The 16500-nt window shown below is 53.1% G+C and carries 21 protein-coding genes; 9 read left to right on the top strand and 12 right to left on the bottom strand.

Features of this window, described 5'->3' with window-relative positions; all coding sequences use genetic code 11:
* Window positions 1–87: 87 nt before the first annotated feature.
* Complete coding sequence (locus BCF11_RS12390; RefSeq protein WP_098495019.1) at window positions 88–516, bottom strand: hypothetical protein; 429 nt, start codon at window positions 514–516, stop codon at window positions 88–90.
* Window positions 517–1401: 885 nt separating this feature from the next.
* On the opposite strand from BCF11_RS12390, the gene BCF11_RS12380 reads away from it, so the two are divergent.
* The gene (locus BCF11_RS12380) at window positions 1402–1731 is read left to right on the top strand and encodes a low molecular weight protein tyrosine phosphatase family protein (protein ID WP_098495017.1); all 330 of its coding nucleotides are present in this window, start codon (window positions 1402–1404) and stop codon (window positions 1729–1731) included.
* 245 nt (window positions 1732–1976) lie between these two features.
* Here the strand turns inward: BCF11_RS12380 and BCF11_RS12375 are convergent, their stop codons facing one another.
* From BCF11_RS12375 to BCF11_RS12360, 5 genes are all read right to left on the bottom strand, one after another.
* Window positions 1977–2411, bottom strand: a complete 435-nt coding sequence (locus tag BCF11_RS12375) for a hypothetical protein (RefSeq protein WP_098495016.1) — start codon at window positions 2409–2411, stop codon at window positions 1977–1979.
* Between the two features lie 193 nt (window positions 2412–2604).
* Complete coding sequence (locus BCF11_RS12370; protein WP_098495015.1) at window positions 2605–3288, bottom strand: hypothetical protein; 684 nt, start codon at window positions 3286–3288, stop codon at window positions 2605–2607.
* 80 nt (window positions 3289–3368) lie between these two features.
* Window positions 3369–3596, bottom strand: coding sequence for a hypothetical protein (locus tag BCF11_RS27570; RefSeq protein WP_143751320.1), 228 nt, complete (start codon window positions 3594–3596; stop codon window positions 3369–3371).
* A gap of 112 nt (window positions 3597–3708) precedes the next feature.
* Entirely contained in the window at window positions 3709–4197 is a 489-nt protein-coding gene (locus BCF11_RS12365; protein WP_098495014.1) for a YcxB family protein, read from the bottom strand.
* Between the two features lie 427 nt (window positions 4198–4624).
* Complete coding sequence (locus BCF11_RS12360) at window positions 4625–4873, bottom strand: hypothetical protein (RefSeq protein WP_098495013.1); 249 nt, start codon at window positions 4871–4873, stop codon at window positions 4625–4627.
* 69 nt (window positions 4874–4942) lie between these two features.
* On the opposite strand from BCF11_RS12360, the gene BCF11_RS27565 reads away from it, so the two are divergent.
* From BCF11_RS27565 to BCF11_RS12340, 4 genes are all read left to right on the top strand, one after another.
* Window positions 4943–5143 (top strand): hypothetical protein, encoded by a 201-nt coding sequence (locus BCF11_RS27565; RefSeq protein WP_143751319.1) that lies wholly within the window; start codon window positions 4943–4945, stop codon window positions 5141–5143.
* 236 nt (window positions 5144–5379) lie between these two features.
* Window positions 5380–5754 carry a helix-turn-helix domain-containing protein gene (locus BCF11_RS12350; RefSeq protein ID WP_098495011.1) on the top strand — a complete coding sequence of 125 codons (375 nt, stop codon included), beginning with the start codon at window positions 5380–5382 and terminating at the stop codon, window positions 5752–5754.
* A complete protein-coding gene (locus BCF11_RS12345) occupies window positions 5741–7021 on the top strand; it encodes a type II toxin-antitoxin system HipA family toxin (RefSeq protein WP_098495010.1) in 1281 nt (426 codons plus the stop codon). The genes BCF11_RS12350 and BCF11_RS12345 overlap by 14 nt, the downstream gene beginning before the upstream one ends.
* 38 nt (window positions 7022–7059) lie before the next feature.
* Window positions 7060–7344, top strand: a complete 285-nt coding sequence (locus BCF11_RS12340; protein WP_098495009.1) for a hypothetical protein — start codon at window positions 7060–7062, stop codon at window positions 7342–7344.
* Window positions 7345–7516: 172 nt separating this feature from the next.
* On the opposite strand, the gene BCF11_RS12335 is transcribed toward BCF11_RS12340, so the two are convergent.
* The 4 genes from BCF11_RS12335 to BCF11_RS12320 form a co-directional block, all read right to left on the bottom strand.
* Complete coding sequence (locus BCF11_RS12335; RefSeq protein ID WP_199110849.1) at window positions 7517–8143, bottom strand: flavin reductase family protein; 627 nt, start codon at window positions 8141–8143, stop codon at window positions 7517–7519.
* Between the two features lie 329 nt (window positions 8144–8472).
* The gene (locus tag BCF11_RS12330) at window positions 8473–9264 is read right to left on the bottom strand and encodes an SDR family oxidoreductase (protein WP_158229190.1); all 792 of its coding nucleotides are present in this window, start codon (window positions 9262–9264) and stop codon (window positions 8473–8475) included.
* Window positions 9265–9304: 40 nt separating this feature from the next.
* Window positions 9305–9523, bottom strand: a complete 219-nt coding sequence (locus tag BCF11_RS12325; RefSeq protein ID WP_143751318.1) for a hypothetical protein — start codon at window positions 9521–9523, stop codon at window positions 9305–9307.
* 15 nt (window positions 9524–9538) lie between these two features.
* Window positions 9539–9925: a VOC family protein gene (locus BCF11_RS12320; protein WP_098495005.1), complete on the bottom strand. Its 387-nt coding sequence runs from the start codon at window positions 9923–9925 to the stop codon at window positions 9539–9541.
* 110 nt (window positions 9926–10035) lie between these two features.
* On the opposite strand from BCF11_RS12320, the gene BCF11_RS12315 reads away from it, so the two are divergent.
* The 4 genes from BCF11_RS12315 (at window position 10036) to BCF11_RS12300 (ending at window position 13527) form a co-directional block, all read left to right on the top strand.
* Window positions 10036–10965, top strand: a complete 930-nt coding sequence (locus BCF11_RS12315) for a LysR family transcriptional regulator (RefSeq protein WP_098495004.1) — start codon at window positions 10036–10038, stop codon at window positions 10963–10965.
* 293 nt (window positions 10966–11258) lie between these two features.
* On the top strand, window positions 11259–11834 hold the full coding sequence (locus BCF11_RS12310) for a TetR/AcrR family transcriptional regulator (RefSeq protein WP_098495003.1): 576 nt from the start codon (window positions 11259–11261) through the stop codon (window positions 11832–11834).
* 342 nt (window positions 11835–12176) lie between these two features.
* Window positions 12177–12929, top strand: coding sequence for an SDR family oxidoreductase (locus tag BCF11_RS12305; protein WP_098495002.1), 753 nt, complete (start codon window positions 12177–12179; stop codon window positions 12927–12929).
* A 190-nt stretch (window positions 12930–13119) separates the two neighbouring features.
* Entirely contained in the window at window positions 13120–13527 is a 408-nt protein-coding gene (locus BCF11_RS12300; protein WP_098495001.1) for a nuclear transport factor 2 family protein, read from the top strand.
* A gap of 191 nt (window positions 13528–13718) precedes the next feature.
* Here the strand turns inward: BCF11_RS12300 and BCF11_RS12295 are convergent, their stop codons facing one another.
* Together BCF11_RS12295 and BCF11_RS12290 are read right to left on the bottom strand one after the other, a co-directional pair.
* Window positions 13719–15077: an amidase gene (locus BCF11_RS12295; RefSeq protein ID WP_233212676.1), complete on the bottom strand. Its 1359-nt coding sequence runs from the start codon at window positions 15075–15077 to the stop codon at window positions 13719–13721.
* Between the two features lie 439 nt (window positions 15078–15516).
* Complete coding sequence (locus BCF11_RS12290) at window positions 15517–16416, bottom strand: LysR family transcriptional regulator (protein ID WP_098494999.1); 900 nt, start codon at window positions 16414–16416, stop codon at window positions 15517–15519.
* Window positions 16417–16500 lie beyond the last annotated feature (84 nt).

Genomic DNA, 16500 nt, shown 5'->3' with positions numbered 1-16500 from the left:
CTCGCCATTGGCGAACGTCGTCTGCCGACCCAATCCGGTAGTTCGTTCTGCGGGAAGGTAGGCGGCTAACACTGCAAACAAAATGGTCTACAAATTAAAACATGCGTCAATTCCCCAGAACTCGATTTGAATGCCAAGAAAGATAAATGCCGCACCCACGAACACAAAGAATATGGCAGCGACTACCGAGCGGCCCGCAAGGCCATACGTGCCGAACATAAACGGAAGTGCTGTGCCTGTAAACAATGCGAAAAGAAATGGCACGAGGGCATAACTCTCTAACTGCAGCGCACGCACAGGGTCTCCGTATGAACCGCCTTTAGCGTCTCCCGCGCATCCAGCGGAGTACAACAGCCATAGGTAAGCTGAAAATCCAGCTATCACCACGACAAACGAGGCTGCCATGCTGAAGTTTCGCGTTGTTGGAGTCATTATTTTTTGTTCCTGACGATTGGTGTTCAGAACTTGGATGAATGGGGGCATACGTTCATCAAAAACGCGGCGACCTGTAGTCATACAGTTGCTGGTCATTTGTGCGGTTGCGATGGCCCATGTGCGTGGGTGAAACCGCAGCGTGGACACGACTGGACGTCGAGTAACCAAACTAGCCATCCGCCAAAAGCTTTCTTGGATAACGAGTGCCACAGAAGGCTCAAACCGCAATCCGGACAACGAATGGCCAGTGAGCCGGCAATCAGCGTGATTAAACCAAGTGCTATCGCGCCGAGTTGAACAGTTGACGCTTCGATGCCTAAGTACACACCGATTCGCGCTCCTGCGAACTGCGAAGTCAGAACGAATGTGGCTGAAAGTGCGCACAACCAGAGCTTCCAGCGCTGCGTTGCTACGAGTGGCACAAGGTTGGGTGAGCTCATGATGTCTTAATGGGAAATTGGGTGTGTTGCGGTTTGAATCTACGCCAGGCGTTTGGAAGGCAGCTCCTGCTCCTACCCTCTCCCACAAGTTTAGCAGAGACTTCTCAAGGTTCGTTATTGGCAGAGTGTTGTCATGGACTATAATATTCGAGATGCGTGCCAAGAGTTACGTAGCCGAAGATTTTGAATCCTGCCACTGTCGTGACGTCAGGTACATGAACTGAGCGGAGCACCCGCAGAACCATGATTAACAAACACATCAATCCTGTCGGATGGGCTGCGCTAATGTATGAGCTAGATGACGCCCGTGAGCATATTGGCACGCTCATTGCAGAGATGAATACTGACGCTACGTACGACGAAGCGAACTTTCGAATTGACCTCGGTCACATATACTCCCATCTAAATCGTGCATGGCATCGACGTAATATTCCTGAAGATTTCCCCGAAACTGGATGGACGGCGGGAAGCCAGTTTCCGACGGACCTAGACCCGACGTAGTGCCAATTAACGCCGGATAAAATCTATGAAACGAGCGCTCTTTATTTGCAGCCAAAATCGGCTAAGAAGCCCGACGGCGGAACAAATTTTTTCTACGTGGCCTGGGGTCGAAAGCGATTCAGCTGGTTTGGGTAGCGACGCAACTGTTCCTCTATCGACAGAACAGATTGAATGGGCAACGATAATTTTCGTTATGGAGAAAGCGCATCGCAACAAGCTATCGACCAAATTTAGGGCCCATCTCAGTGGAAAGCGCGTTATTTGCTTAGATATTCCAGATGACTATGAGTACATGCAACCAGAGCTAATAAAGCTGCTTACTGCGAAGGCTGGTCGATTTCTAATGCCAACGTAAGCGGATTCCCCTATGACGACAACCAGCGTAGAACCAATCTAAACGTCATTTCTTTCGACCCCGCCATAATAGAACTGTGCCGCCCAGAGAAATAACGGTAAATATAACGAATAACGTCCCCCATAGCTCGACGTTACTGCGTGCGCGAACACCAGTAAAGAGCATCGCTCCTTGAAGAACTCCAGCAACACAGTAAAGTGCAGTTAACAGTGAAGCGAAAGATGTTAGCCAGAGTATGCCTGACTTCATTTTTTCTCCTCCCATGCAGCTCCGAGCATGGCATTGAGTGTGGCGGCAACATCGGTTTCAAACGCACCGGCCTTCCCTGCATCGTAGGCCTCTCTCCATGTGTCATAGCCTTCCTTGAAATTCGGCACAGACGATGACCTGCGTAAAAGCTTCGTGACGCTTCGCTGTATAGCAGCGCTCCGAAACGGTAAATGCGGTATGTCCGTGACGATATTTCCCTTTAGTGGATTACGCATTCGGATTCCGTCTATTCTGACGTGAATCACTTGCCCAAGGTCTTTATACTGCTCAATCTTGAGCACCGTAAGCGTTGAATCGCTCTCGTCGGGACGCGTCGTGTATGCCCATACCTGGCCTTCCTGTAGGTTGGAAGCATTCGCGAAAGCAAAAGAAAACGCTGTTAGGAGTAAGAACGTAATAAGGTGGCGCATGGAAGAACCTAGCCGTCGTTAAAACTTAGATGTTGCATACTGCCATGCAGTAATTAGTAGAGCAACATCAAATTGATGGCGTCCGCGAATGTCCGTAGTTGGCCGAAAACTGATGGTCTGCTATTGCCTGTGGATTCATTCGGTTCGCATCAAAGCGGCCCCTCACGGTTCGTGGCCATCTCCAAATCATGAGTTAATCTGGTGTTGAGATATACTTGATTTGGACGACGCGTCCGTAGTAGAAATAGCTGGCGCTTTTGGAACTTGTCGCGACAGAGCGCGGATAGGAAATCTGCAACGTTTCTGCATCAAGCCAGTCGAGCGTGACTTTGTCAAATTCGCAATCCGCGACAAACACTCCGCCTCCGCCTCGAGACTGTCCGACCACCAACTCAACCATTACCTGCATTTGCGGAGTAGTGAGAGCCGAGCTTGGCGTTATTTCAAAAGCCGTGGCTAGCCCGCGTCCGTCAGGGGACGGAACTTTGATGGAGGGAACCGCGACGATTTTCCGTCGACGCGGTCGGCGTAAAGGTGGCAGCGGTGAAAGCAGTTTATCCTTTAGGGCCGAAAGAACTGCGCCGCGGCGTATAGCGGAGGCACCATTCCATTTATTGAGGTCGCGCCCACTGTCAATCACATCAACGGCGCGAGTCTGAACTTCTTGCCCAAGGCAGCCGAACTTCCACTGGGTTGCGGCAAGCGCCAGCCAAAACGTCGGCCCATCATCAACATCCTTGATTGCGGCAGACCAAGACTCCATTAGTGACTGGGTTGCGTCGGCAGCGCTAACGCCACGGGCCAATAGCTCGGTGAATTCGTCGCGTACATCGGACGCCACGTCGTCTGCAAAAAGAGAAGTGCTGGAGGTACCCATATCTGTATTAGTTGTTCATTAAATTGAACGCCCGGTTCTGACCGGCATCACCCACCTTCGCCTGATGCCCGCCCAGGCGATTAGTTGCAAACGCTAGCCAGCTCTGATTGTAGAACTTCAACATCAAACCCCGACTCAAGCTCGACAACAAATCTCGGTTCTGGAGTGAGCTCAAGTAGGCTAACTAACGAACCAAATTTTTCACTATGAGCTCCGCTGACCACCTTCACGTAATCATTATGTTCAAACATTACACCGGCAATTGGCGTGCGGCTCAAGAAAGCTTCGGCCAGTTTTTCTCTCTGCATTTTTTCCCTTAGAAACAATCAAACTGTTGGGAATGTCACCAGTGGCGGCTTCTGACCGATAACCGACTGTCGCAAACTCCAGTAAGCTGCCACGTAATAACAAGATGCCTGCTTAAACTGGATTGCCAACATGTTGGGTCAACCGATTAATCAACAAAGATACGTTGAAGCCGTCAGATACGACGGATTTTGGCAAGATGTGATACAGCCTAGGCATCGGATAGATGAGAATGTAGTCGTCATTCTGACGCCACTTCAACACGTGGTTCCACATGAGTTTGCCATCTGCATTCGGAGAAATAAAACGGACGCCATCTTGGAGTAGTTCAACGGTGAACTCCTCATGAATAGCTCTGTATTTTCTATAGTGCCGGCGAGCCAATATGGGTGCAACGATATACCGCCCAAACACCGCAACAATCAGCCCCCCTGCAAGTCCACCGATTGCGCCAGCTTTGACAACTAGCGGACCAAACACAGCAAGCGCTACAAGAACCAGTACAAACGTTGAATAACTGAAAATTTTCCGTGGGGTTAGCTTGGCAAACAACTTCATCGTGTTCACATAGTCTTCTTCTGAAATTCGATACTTAGCTTTCATGCTCTCCCAATCGCATACCTGTTTAGATACAGATATAAATACTAAGTGAACCGGCACAGATATGCCTCGATATTGAATAAATTAATCCTAGCGGAAAAATCTTGCCACATATTGGCATTTGGCAACTAATAAAGCAACATCGTATTGGTGAAATGCTTCAGAGTCGGCTTTTAGCCGTTAGTGAGCCTTCCTGAGTTGCAGATTACAAAGCATTGCGGACAGCTTCCAGGTCCGCTCTAAGTAGAGTTGCAGCGTCTCCAGCAATTAGTAGGCCGTACTCGACAAGTTGATAAGTCAGATACTTACGAAATCCGATTCCGACAGACTTTATTGTTCGCTTTCAGCTATTGTTGCGCTCAAATAAAGTTTGATCGCAACAAATAAAGTTCGATCGCCAGGAAAGTCCTACACGGTGACGGATAGGTGATCACTTGACACTTTTGAGCAGCCATTGCGCAAGTGACTGCAGATCGGCATCGGAAATCTGGCTTTGTGGCGGCATGGCCATTAGGCCCCGCTTTCCCGAGCCACCGGCCTTTACCAACTTAAGAGACGAGGAGTTGCGTAAACGCTGTTCAACATTTACGTTGAGCGAATATTTAACAAAGTAAGATGGAATGGAAATCAATTCTATTTTGATGAATATGATTTTCCTCTGTGGGCTCAGATCCTTCATTCGTCTGCATTCATTACAACTCGACATACGAAAGGGCGCACAATTACGTGGCACGATGAGGCACACCATATGTGGAAGATGCTCAGAGGTGATTGCGGACTAGACGTGAAATTTTCTTTCGACCCATTGATTGGTCCGAACAAAGATTTAGGGCCATGGAGCGAAAAAGAACAGCAGGATTTTGAACAAAAAATTCGATTCCAAAACTGGGGCCGCGAAAATATGCTTTTGCCCGAAAAGACTCATTTTCCGCCGCCTGAAATTTGGTAAGCGATCAATGACGTGCGTGATTTTCGTCAGGTCGAAACCGCTTGATGCCCGCGCCATCGTCCGGGCTTTCATTTGGACGCTCTTCCGCCCTAGTGAATCCGCGCCACAAGAATTGTCCGATTAAACATACAAAAATATATATTTTACCCGTTTAATCGGACATGTTTATTTGATGGCGCGGCAGTAAACGTCCGATTAAATTGACAAATACAGATAGATTGTCTAAAGTATCGGACATGAAAACCAAGACTCCGCGCCCTTTTCCCTCTGTCGACCGACAGCTCAAGGCCTTTGGACAGCGCCTGCGGGAGGCTCGCCTGCGCCGGGATATCTCAACGGTGCTTTTTTGCGAACGGATGAATGTCTCACGCGACACCTTGAACCGTCTGGAAAAAGGCGATGCCTCCATCGCCATTGGTACGTACCTCCGCGCTCTTCGCCTTCTGGGTATGGACAAAGATTTCGAGTCAGTGGCCAACAACGACGAACTTGGCCGCAAGCTGCAGGATGCGAAGCTTCTGGTTCGGACTCCGCGTGGGCGAGCGGATAAGATCCAGCGCATCGGGGATGATGCAATAACCCAGGGAAAGCCCTTTGATGAACAAAGCTAAAGCACAACTGGATCGAGAAACCTATAGCGTATTCCTAGAGGCGGAGGAACTGGGCATCCAGGAACAGGTGGGGGTGCTTCATCGCAATCTGCGCAAGGAAGACTTGCCGGCCTCGTTCCAATACGTTCAGAGCTGGGAAGCGCACCCAGGTAAGTTCATGCTCGATCCGAGACTGGACCTTCACTCGGGGGAACAGTACCCTGATGCGGGCGCGCCAGGCTTTGGCATTTTCATGGATTCGGCGCCAGACCGGTGGGGGCGAATGCTCATGGAGCGACGCGAGGCGGCCGAAGCCGACCGTGAAGACCGAGAAATGAAGGTGCTACGCGAAGTCGATTTCCTGCTGGGGGTCCATGACATCACCCGCATGGGGGCATTGCGCTTTCGCAAGGTCGACGGTGGCAACTTTCTCGACGACCGCGAAAATGCCGCACCACCTGCTACCAGCCTGGGCGAACTGGCCGAAATAAGCCGTAAGCTGGAGGAGCCCGGCGTTGAGAAACTGCCGGAATACGAGCGTTGGTTGTCCATGCTCATCGCTCCAGGTACTTCCCTTGGTGGCGCGCGGCCAAAGGCGAACTTCACCGACCTGTCGGGCACGCTCTGGTTCGCGAAGTTTCCCTCCAAGGAAGACCGCCATGACGTCGGCGGCTGGGAATTTCTCGTCCACCAGATGGCGCGTGACGCTGGTATCTGGGTGCCGGCATCGCGGCTGGAAAAATTCGGGGACGGGTACCGCACGTTCTGTGTGGAGCGCTTCGACCGCATTGGTGAGAGCCGCCGTATGTTTGTATCGGCCATGACCCTGCTCGAACGCCAAGACGGTCAAGCCGGGGCCAGCTACGTCGACCTGGTACAACTCATCTCCGATCAAGGTGCCCGGAACCACATCAATTCCGATCTCGAGCAGCTCTATCGCCGCGTTGTCTTTAACGTTCTGGTGGGGAATCGAGACGACCACTTGCGCAATCACGGGTGTGTACGCGACAAAACCGGCTGGCGCCTGGCTCCTGCTTTCGACATGAATCCAAACCTTTACAAGCATGAACATGCCTTGACCTTGGACGGTAACGTGGCCGCCCCGAGCATAAAAGCTGTGCGTGACACCGCGGAAGATTTCTATCGCCTCACCCGTGTTCAGGCAGACGCCATCGAGAAACAGGTGACAGACGTGGTCAAGGAGTGGCAGGACCGGGCTGCCCAACTGAACATGCCCCGTTTCGAGGTTCAGCAAATGACCAAGGTCTTTCTTTCTGGTTTACCCTAGGCACAAGACCATTTGACCAAAAATTGAAGGAGTAGTGCATGTCTCTAGCCAACCTGGCCGGCGTCAGCAACGACAACGCGGGGGCACCAGCTTCGAACGCTGGAGACAGATTCCATGAATTATGGGCACTGCGCCAGGCCCTCTCGTTACTCGACCCAGATTCGACGTATCAAGCAATGACCGTTGAAGGCGTACCGCTCATGGACACAAATCCGGCGGCAGGAAGTTGGGATGCGGTTGATGTCTGTCTTATGGCTGGAGGCGACCGGCGACCGGCGACAACACGCAAGACTCTCTCCCAATTTGGAACATTTTTCACGTAAAACATTTTTTTCCTTTCGTCTTTGAGGAAATCCCTCGACTACTAAGAGGACGGGAAACAAGGTTTCGATTCGCGAAAAAATTATTTCTTTTGTCGGCAATAATTTAACGAAACACTGGTCTTGAAATTATATGCGCCCCAGCATCGACTTCCCACCGACTCACCGAGATTCATCAGGGATATGGCGGGCGCCGCATGTGGAATAAGTTTTCCGCGGTCACTTCGAAATAATCTGACGGTCCACCGCCGCGCAGGATCGGGCGAGCGTCCGCCGTACCGTAGTTGCCATTTTTCAACAGCGCCTGATCGATGTGCACGCCAACTACCTCGCCCAATACCAACCAGGTCTCGACAGTAGCGCCGGCAGCGGTGGTCAGCTGTAGTATCTGACTGCAGCGGCATTCAAACGCAACCGGACTTTCTGCCACGCGCGGCACCTTGACGATTCGACCCGGCGTAGGAGTGAGGCCGGCCAGCCCAAACTCGTCAACTTCGGACGGCGCCGATACGCTACTGCAGTTCATTGCCTCGGCGAGTGGGCGGGTCGCCAGGTTCCACACAAACTCACCGGTTCTCTCTATATTGTTCAGACTATCCTTACGACCGACGCTGGCAAAGCCGACGATGGGCGGGGTGTAATTGAATGCGTTGAAAAAACTGTAGGGGGCCAGGTTCAGCACGCCATTAGGCGCACGCGAGGCGATCCAACCGATCGGACGCGGGCCGACGATGGCATTGAAGGGATCATGCGCCAATCCATGCCCCTTGGACGGCTCGTAAAAATGCTTGTCTTCTGTCATGCTCAATCCCCTTTTTCATTAAATTTGTAGCGCGAGGTTACCTGGCCAAGATCAATATCTAATCGGTTTTGATATCCAACTCATGCAGATATTATCCAACTCACGCAAATGGTTTAGCTGCGCCGGACAATCCTGAAAACATAGTGATTATGTCCCACTAATGCTGACTCAAAAGTACAGCTGGAATCTTGGGATATTCCAAACAAAAATATTGATCGAAATTTCTCATCATTTTTTCAATAGTATCGACGGCAGAAGCAGTCACTTCGGCGCGCAAATCTGGGGCGGCGGCGCGGAAGCCGTATAAGGTCTGAGCTTGCGGATGGCAATTAGTGAAGCCCCATATTCCTGGATGCCATTCCCGCGATTTTGGTGACCAGCGAGCGCGGCAGAAATCTGGGCAGTAAGGTGCCCACTCGCACGCTCAGGCGGGTCGGATAGGCGACGCTTCTTCCTTGATCGAACGCCGCGAGCGACTTTTGCACCACTGACTCTGAACTGTCCATGTCCTTCGCCGACAGCTTGGTTGTGATTCCTGCGAAAAAATTGGTGGCTGTCGGGCCCGGGCACACGGCCATCACATGCACACCGTCAGCGGCCAGTTCATAGTTCAGCGCTTCGCTGAAATGGAGCACGAAGGCCTTGGTCGCCGCGTAGGTGGCCATCGCAGGGAGCGGCTGAAAACTAGCGTTGGAGGCAAGATTGATGATGCCGCCCTTGCCACGGATTTTCATGCCATTTCCCAATAGATAGCTGAGGGAGACGAGCGTCTGTACATTCACCTGGATGCTGCCTTGCTCCTGCTTCAGTTCGTGCGACAGGAAATTGCCGCTCAATCCCAGGCCTGCGTTATTGACCAGCAGATCCACCTGGATGCCACGCCGCTCAAGTTCGACGGCAATCCAATTTGCGGATTCTGGATCAGCGAGGTCGGCATTGAGTGCGGTGCACTGAACTCCGTATTGGGCAGACAAGCGTTGTGCCAGGCTTTCCAAAGCATCTAGTGAACGTGCAACCAGTACAAGGTTCATGCTGCGCGCGGCAAGATGCTCTGCGAAGACTTCGCCAATTCCTTTTGATGCTCCGGTAATCAAGGCCGTTGATCCACGATAGTTAAACATTTTCATTTCCTCTTTAAAATTTAGCGCCCGCAGGGCGCCGTTAGTGCAGCCGATGTGCAGCCGATGGCGTTTCCATGCGCGCCGCTAACCATGTGGCTGCCAGCGCCACTGCCGTCACTGTTGCCGAGGCCCATGGCAATAGATCAAGCGCATAACCGTATTTGACGGTCAGGCGACCGAGCCATACTCCGCCCGCATTGCCGAGATTGGAGGCGCCGATGGCCAATGCTCTGAATGCCTGCGTCAAGGGAATAGGCATGATTTTCTCCGCCAGTCAGATACGTGGGGCGGGCAAGGCCGTCACAAATTCGACGACAACACCTGGCTCCAACTCGACAAACAATTGAAGTTCGCGCGCCGAGGGTACTTCCGTAAGCTGATACGAAACGCCGTGCACCCTTAGCCGTTCGAGCAGCGCTTCCCATTCGGCAGGATTTTCCATGCGGAACGCCGCGTGATCGATACGTGGCGAGGTGCGCCCGATCTGCTCCCGAACGCAGGAGCTGACCAGATGAATCACTGCGCGCCCCCGTGCATACAGCCAGTAGCCACGAATACTAAATGGCGGACGCTTACCTTCTGTCAATCCAGCGACATTGCGAAAGAAATTGCGAGCTGCTTCCAGATTGGTGGTAACGATGGTTGCGTGGTCAAGTTTCATGGGCGACTGCTTTCGGTCAAATTAAGCTGATGGGCAGATTATCTGCGTAGAGTGCTCATCCGATAATTGGCGTAGCATTTGAATTATTTTCAAATTATTTTGAATAATTTATGGACAACTTAGGGGACATTCGCCTGTTCGTGGAGGCTGCGAGCCTGGGGGGATTGTCGGCCGCGGGACGCAAACTCGGCCTCACGCCTGCCGCTGCAAGCGCGCGACTAGCCAAACTCGAAGAGACCCTAAGGACGCGCCTGTTTGAACGCACCACGCGACAGTTGCGCCTTACCGACGAAGGCCGTCTTTATCTGGAGCATTGCCGTGTGGCGCTGCAAGCGCTTGACGATGCGCATGCGGCGCTACAAACCGGCCGAAACATCGTGCGTGGCAAGGTGCGGATTTCAGCCACATCGGATTTTGGCCGCAATCTGCTGATCGAATGGCTCGACGAATTCAGCGCGCAATATCCGGAAGTAAGTGTCGCGTTGATATTGTCGGATGGACTCTCGAATATGCTGCAGGAAGACGTCGATCTTGCAATTCGCTTCGGTGTGCTTCCAGACAGCTCCCTGGTCGCACGGCGTCTCGCTTCCAATCGACGGATGCTCTGTGCATCGCCCGAATATGTCGCTCGGCACGGCATGCCTAAAGAGCCACGCGACCTGGAGAATTTTCGCTGCATTGTTCACGGAACGGTACCGGGAGCGATCAACGAATGGCGCTTCACGCGTGGTGGAGAGGTGCAGACCTACACCGTTCCGTCCGATACTGCCCGCGAAACGAATGACGGCGCGGTCGCCCGTGAATGGGCGCTGCGGGGTTATGGCGTGATAGTGAAATCGATATGGGATATCGCGGCGGACCTACATGCCGGGCGGCTGACGATTCTGATTCCAGAATGGCGTTGCCCGGATGCGCCGATGCACGCACTTTATCACCGCAACCGCTATCTGACGCCACGTTTGCGCACACTGCTCGATTTCCTGGTCAGGCGTTTTGCACAGGCGGCAGATGAGCTGCAACCTCTCTTGAACTTGCCGTAGGGTGGCACATCGTGCCCACGCGTGAACTTACTCCACGCACATGCCAGATTGGGGGCGCCGCGGGGGCCTGACTCATAAACATGGACATGAAGTCAATAGTGCCTGCCACGCCTGCCGGTACGCCGACCAAGGCCACCTGTCCACCAAGCGCTACCGCCTTGATCGATTGACTCAAGGTATCTGGCCCACCAACTTCGACGACCCTGATCTCAAACTAATTGCCTAGTTGCATCCGAAAAAAAATGTGACGAACCCGGCTTGACAAATAAGATGACTGGTCATATTGTACCTCCATGCCAAAACCAAACGTACACGACAAGATCTTCGATGCAGCATTGAAACTTCTTCCCGAGAAGGGTTTCAATGGTTGCAGCGTGCAAGATATTGCTGCTACCGCCGGCGTGCCGAAGGGTTCGTTTTACAACCACTTCGAGAGCAAGGAAGCGCTCGGTGCGGAGATTGTTGATTATTATGGAACACGCGGCAACTTGCGGGATGTATTAACAGACCAGTCAATCGCACCGATGGAACGGTTAAGAAGCTATTTTGTGGGGCTCAATGAAATGATCGTTAGCCTCGATTTTGAACAAGGTTGCCTTCTTGGAAACTTCAGTGCAGAACTGTCAGATCAAAGCCCTGTCATCAGAAGCCAGTTAGCTGGGGTCTATGGAAAGTGGACCAAACTTATTGAGGGGGCTATCGCTGCCGGCCAAGCCGACCTCTCAATAGGGAGTGAACTGAACGCACGGTCACTCGCCGGATTTTTACTCAACGCGTGGGAGGGAGCCACCTTGAGGGCACGAGTTGAACGGAGTCGTGATGCATTTGACGTGTTCATGGATGTGGCGTTTCGTAAAATTTTGATCTGAGTGGCCGTCGCAACCAGGCTGATGGTTTTTTTTCTGACATTTTTAAGATGACCGGTCATATTAAAGCAGATTTATATGACTGCCAAAAAACCCGCCGTATTGACGAATGCGCCACTTTACTGGTTGGCGCACGACCTGCCGGAATGCACTCAAGGCCGAGCTGGCCTGAGAGTGAAGCTTAAACACAACTGATGGCTCCAGCAGATCAAAGGAGGCAACAACATGACTAATTCGTGAAGTGGCAAGAAGACCGGCTGGGAACGTCCCGGTCGTTTAACAAACGGGCAAGAGCACGCCCTGCAGCAAATTGTAGTTAAACAAACCAAACAAGAGGAACAGAAAATGAAACTGAGTGGAAATACGATCTTTATTACTGGTGGTGGTTCAGGAATCGGGCGCGGCTTAGCTGAGGCTTTGCACAAACTGGGAAACCAGGTAATTATCTCCGGCCGGCGTAAGGGCCATCTGGATGAGGTAACCAAGGCGAATCCCGGTATGCAGTCGGTGGAACTCAATGTCGAGGATCCTGCCAGCATTGCAACGGTCGCAAGGAAACTGATTGCAGAGCACCCAAAGCTCAATGTGCTGATCAACAATGCCGGCATCATGCAGGTCGACGATGCCGCAAGCACAATCGATGAAAGCCTCCTGGTGTCGACCATTACGACCAATCTGCTGGGCCCGATCCGGATGACTTCGGCGCTGATCGAGCACTTGAAGAAACAGGATGCGGCTACTGTCATCAATGTATCGTCGGTATTGGGATTCGTGCCGCTGGCGATGACGGCGGTGTATTCCTCCACCAAGGCGGCCATACACTCGTACACCCAATCGCTGCGCTACAAGTTGAAAGACAGTTCGGTGAAGGTGCTGGAGTTAGCCCCACCCTGGGTGCAGACGGATCTGCTAAATAGCAATGACGAACCTCGGGCGATGCCTCTGGCACAGTTCATCGACGAAACAATCAAGGTCCTTGGAACGGATGCGGAGGAGGTGTTGGTGGAGGGAGCAAAGATGCTACGCAATAACCCGGGACCTGGCGAGGCTGCGCTCGTGACGCAGTTCAACGACATGATGGCACAACCGCCACATTGATCGTGGATGGTTCGGGCGGGCGACGATAGCGCGTTGTAGCGATATCCCTTCGAGGCGGATTCTATCCGCGCGCCATCGCCGTCCCGATATGCCCGCAGATCAAGGCCGCGCTGTGATCCGCGAAGCTTTGTCGATAAGCAGTGCAGGTATCTCTACGGCAGAAAGCATAACCGTGAATCTGGAGAACAAAATGAATGAAACGATTGAATTGAAAAATAAAGCACTGGTCCTTGAGGCCTTCGATACCTTGTTCAACAAACGTGATTACGTGGCGTGTGAGCGCTATTGGTCACCCAACTACGTCCAGCACAGCGCTCATATAGAGCCCGGTCGCGACGGTCTGTTCAATCTCATCAAAAGCGCTCCGTCAACGCTGAAGTACGAACCGGGCTTGATAATGGCCGATGGCGATTTCGTGATCATCCACGGGCGATTTTCTGGCCATGGCCGGCCGAAGAACTGGATCGCGGCAGACATTCTGCGTATCGTCGATGGCATTCTGGTCGAGCATTGGGATGTTATTCAAGACGAAGCTTCGCGTGAGGAGTCAAAGAGCGGCCTTCCCATGTTCGGCAACAAATTTCCTGAAGAACTCTGAATTATCAGACCGGGCTGTCATCGCACAAACGAAGCAACAATTGAAATCGCGAACAATAATATCTGCCGGAGTATCCGTCGCTTCCTGGAGCCGGGACCAATCATTCTCGTCAACTCGGCTTGCGACGGAAGGTCGAACATAATGATGATGAGCGCCCGACCCGACCAAACGGTCTTGCCGGGCAATCACCGTTAGCTTCGGGGCGGCGAAACAATCGCCTCCACCGAGCGTCCCACCGATAAAATGTGGTGATCGGTATTTTGAATACCTGCAATCATGAGTCCGACCGGTGCGTCGCCCGCCTGGTGGCACGGTACCGAGAGCGCGCAGCCGTCGAACAAGTTGACCACCGATGGATTACGCAGCATGCGTCCGTTAATGCGATAGTAGCTCTCGTCGTCCTTGATCACATCGGCGATGGCTGGCGCAATGTCAGGTGTTGTCGGCATCAGCATCGCATCATAACCAGCCGCGGCTTGATTTATCGAGCGGATGAATTCGCGCCGCAGCGCCAGAAGTTGAACATAGTCTGGCGCGCTGATGGCTTCGCCGGTTTTGATACGAGCAAGTACTCGCGGATCGTATTTATCTGCGCCGTCTTTAATATATTTGCGGTGCCAGGCATACGCCTCCGACGCCGTGATCATGCCGCGTGGATTGATGTTCGGTGCCTGCGCAAATTCGATCATCGGTAACTCGACAATGGTCGCTCCAGCCGCTGACAGCCGTGACAAGGCGAGCTCAAATGCGCGCGCGACAGGTTCGGACAAATCATTCTGAAAGTAAGTCTTTGGCACGGCGAATCGCAGTCCGCGCAATGCAGGCGCGTGAGATGCTCGCACAGCCTCGGCTGTGAGTACTGCATCGAGCAACGCACAGTCGGCAACACTCCAGGCGATCGGACCTACCGAATCCAAGGTAGTCGATAGCGGCATCACGCCTTCGCGCGGTACGCGGCTTTGAGTCGGCTTGAACCCGACCAGGCCGTTGAGCGCGGCAGGAATGCGCAGCGAGCCGCCGGTATCGGTGCCGATAGCGCCGGCAGCCATGCCGTCAGCCACCGATATACCGCCGCCCGATGTCGAACCTCCGGGAATGCGGCCGGTAGCACGATCATAGACATTCTTCGGAGTACCGTAGTGCGGATTGATACCCAGCCCTGTGTAGGCGAATTCAACCGTATTGGTACGCCCGATTATGACTGCGCCTGCCTTACGCAATCTGGCCACTACGGTTGAATCGACCAGCGCGGGGGGCTGGCCGACCAGAACCGTGGAACCTCCCAGGGTAGTTTGTCCGGCTTCGTCGAGCAGATCTTTGATCGAAACAGGTATGCCGGCAATCGGGGAGGCAACCATGCCACGACGACGCTGCGCATCGATCTCGGTCGCAACTGCACGAGCCTTTTCGGCGTAGACGGTCATGAAGGCGCGTGAGCCCTCGCCATTCGGATCGCTGATGGCGGCAAGCGCTTCTTCAACTAATTGGCGGCTGCTCAAGGAGCCGGCAGCGAGCCGGCGAGACATTTCCGTCATTGAAATGTGCCCCATGGCAGTGCTGGCAGTGGTTCGCGCAAAAGCCCCTGGTGCTATTGCGCCAACTCCCGCAAGGGCTGCGTACTTGCCAGTTTTCTGCAGGAAATTACGTCGCTGAATATCCATTTGTCTCCCCCTTTAAATTTATTGGACGAGGCTTTCGCGGCCCCCGCTCTTTGTTCACAAGCAAACGCCATGCCATTCGCACATAAATTGATAAGCTCATGAAAACATGATTTTTTATCGTTTCACAAAGCAATACAAGAAACAAAATGGATGTAAATCCGCACGGACGGGGAAGAAAATTCTGGGAAACGTGACTAATCGACTGCGGATTTGGCTGCCGCATCGTCGCCCGATAAAAATACTAGGCGTTTACCAACGCACGCAGGCGGCCGCACTTGTCAATCGGGTCGACTTTCCCACTTGTCGCATGATGTGCGTCTGCCATGACTCACGCAGACGCGAACAATGCCGCTGCCCAATCTGCAAACACCCGCATCTTGGTGCTATATCTCCGGCTAGGCGGATACACGATATAGACCTCAAGCGGGTGCGGCCGCCATTGCACGAGAATGGGTACCAGCCTCTTTTGCTCGATGAACGGGCGCACCATGAAGTCTAATGTGTGGACGATCCCCAAACCAGCCAGCGCCGTTGCAAGATGGGCATTGCTCTCGCTGACAAGAATGTCATTGCGTACATGATCCAGCGTGGTCGTCTCCTCGCCTCGGCAAAACGTAAGGGGCTGCGTGATGCCCGTGCTTGCCGAAAAGTAGCCGACGACAGGCATGTTGTTATCCACGATTTCCTGCGGACGCTTCGGCGTGCCATGCTTCGCGAGATAAGCGGGGCTCGCACATGTGGTCCACGCGAGTTTCCCGATCGGATGGGTCACGAGGTCCAGATCATTGGCGCTACTGCGGATTGCACAGTCTATGTTTTCCGCGACAAGATCTACGGTCCTGTCGGTGACGCTGAGTTGCACCTGTATATCGGGATAGCGCGCAAGAAAAGCTGGCAATGCGGGGATGAGGATGCCGCTTGCGGTCGACCCTCCGGTATCGACCCTCAGCACGCCACGCGGATTCGCCTGCTCGCGGCCAAGCGTGGCCTCGACATCATCGAGCTCGCTGAGCAGTTGCCGCGTGCGCTCATAGTAAGCAGCGCCATCGGTCGTCACGCTGACCCGCCGCGTATTTCGCTCCAGCAGTTTTACACCAAGATGCGTTTCCAGCGATTTGACCCATTTGCTCGCCGTGGCGTTGGGCATATTGAGAGAAAGGGCCGCGCGTCCAAAGCCGCCTGTCTCAACAACGCGGACAAAGACGCGGATTGCCTGCAAATGATCCATCAGCTGATCTCCAATTATCTACACAGGTGAATAGATAAACCACAATACACCTATTTATCTGCATGCGTGTTTAAACTAAGCTGA

The sequence above is a fragment of the Collimonas sp. PA-H2 genome (assembly GCF_002564105.1).
Classification (GTDB): Bacteria; Pseudomonadota; Gammaproteobacteria; order Burkholderiales; family Burkholderiaceae_D; genus Collimonas.
This window is presented reverse-complemented; position numbering and strand designations above follow the sequence as displayed.

What these genes read in the sequence shown, in the direction of transcription:
- BCF11_RS12390 (WP_098495019.1), bottom strand. Translation starts at nt 516, where the DNA reads ATGACTACAGGTCGCCGCGTTTTTGATGAACGTATGCCCCCATTCATC.
- BCF11_RS12380 (WP_098495017.1), top strand. Translation starts at nt 1,402, where the DNA reads ATGAAACGAGCGCTCTTTATTTGCAGCCAAAATCGGCTAAGAAGCCCG.
- BCF11_RS12375 (WP_098495016.1), bottom strand. Translation starts at nt 2,411, where the DNA reads ATGCGCCACCTTATTACGTTCTTACTCCTAACAGCGTTTTCTTTTGCT.
- BCF11_RS12370 (WP_098495015.1), bottom strand. Translation starts at nt 3,288, where the DNA reads ATGGGTACCTCCAGCACTTCTCTTTTTGCAGACGACGTGGCGTCCGAT.
- BCF11_RS27570 (WP_143751320.1), bottom strand. Translation starts at nt 3,596, where the DNA reads ATGCAGAGAGAAAAACTGGCCGAAGCTTTCTTGAGCCGCACGCCAATT.
- BCF11_RS12365 (WP_098495014.1), bottom strand. Translation starts at nt 4,197, where the DNA reads ATGAAAGCTAAGTATCGAATTTCAGAAGAAGACTATGTGAACACGATG.
- BCF11_RS12360 (WP_098495013.1), bottom strand. Translation starts at nt 4,873, where the DNA reads ATGAAGGATCTGAGCCCACAGAGGAAAATCATATTCATCAAAATAGAA.
- BCF11_RS27565 (WP_143751319.1), top strand. Translation starts at nt 4,943, where the DNA reads ATGTGGAAGATGCTCAGAGGTGATTGCGGACTAGACGTGAAATTTTCT.
- BCF11_RS12350 (WP_098495011.1), top strand. Translation starts at nt 5,380, where the DNA reads ATGAAAACCAAGACTCCGCGCCCTTTTCCCTCTGTCGACCGACAGCTC.
- BCF11_RS12345 (WP_098495010.1), top strand. Translation starts at nt 5,741, where the DNA reads ATGAACAAAGCTAAAGCACAACTGGATCGAGAAACCTATAGCGTATTC.
- BCF11_RS12340 (WP_098495009.1), top strand. Translation starts at nt 7,060, where the DNA reads ATGTCTCTAGCCAACCTGGCCGGCGTCAGCAACGACAACGCGGGGGCA.
- BCF11_RS12335 (WP_199110849.1), bottom strand. Translation starts at nt 8,143, where the DNA reads ATGACAGAAGACAAGCATTTTTACGAGCCGTCCAAGGGGCATGGATTG.
- BCF11_RS12330 (WP_158229190.1), bottom strand. Translation starts at nt 9,264, where the DNA reads ATGTTTAACTATCGTGGATCAACGGCCTTGATTACCGGAGCATCAAAA.
- BCF11_RS12325 (WP_143751318.1), bottom strand. Translation starts at nt 9,523, where the DNA reads ATGCCTATTCCCTTGACGCAGGCATTCAGAGCATTGGCCATCGGCGCC.
- BCF11_RS12320 (WP_098495005.1), bottom strand. Translation starts at nt 9,925, where the DNA reads ATGAAACTTGACCACGCAACCATCGTTACCACCAATCTGGAAGCAGCT.
- BCF11_RS12315 (WP_098495004.1), top strand. Translation starts at nt 10,036, where the DNA reads ATGGACAACTTAGGGGACATTCGCCTGTTCGTGGAGGCTGCGAGCCTG.
- BCF11_RS12310 (WP_098495003.1), top strand. Translation starts at nt 11,259, where the DNA reads ATGCCAAAACCAAACGTACACGACAAGATCTTCGATGCAGCATTGAAA.
- BCF11_RS12305 (WP_098495002.1), top strand. Translation starts at nt 12,177, where the DNA reads ATGAAACTGAGTGGAAATACGATCTTTATTACTGGTGGTGGTTCAGGA.
- BCF11_RS12300 (WP_098495001.1), top strand. Translation starts at nt 13,120, where the DNA reads ATGAATGAAACGATTGAATTGAAAAATAAAGCACTGGTCCTTGAGGCC.
- BCF11_RS12295 (WP_233212676.1), bottom strand. Translation starts at nt 15,077, where the DNA reads ATGGGGCACATTTCAATGACGGAAATGTCTCGCCGGCTCGCTGCCGGC.
- BCF11_RS12290 (WP_098494999.1), bottom strand. Translation starts at nt 16,416, where the DNA reads ATGGATCATTTGCAGGCAATCCGCGTCTTTGTCCGCGTTGTTGAGACA.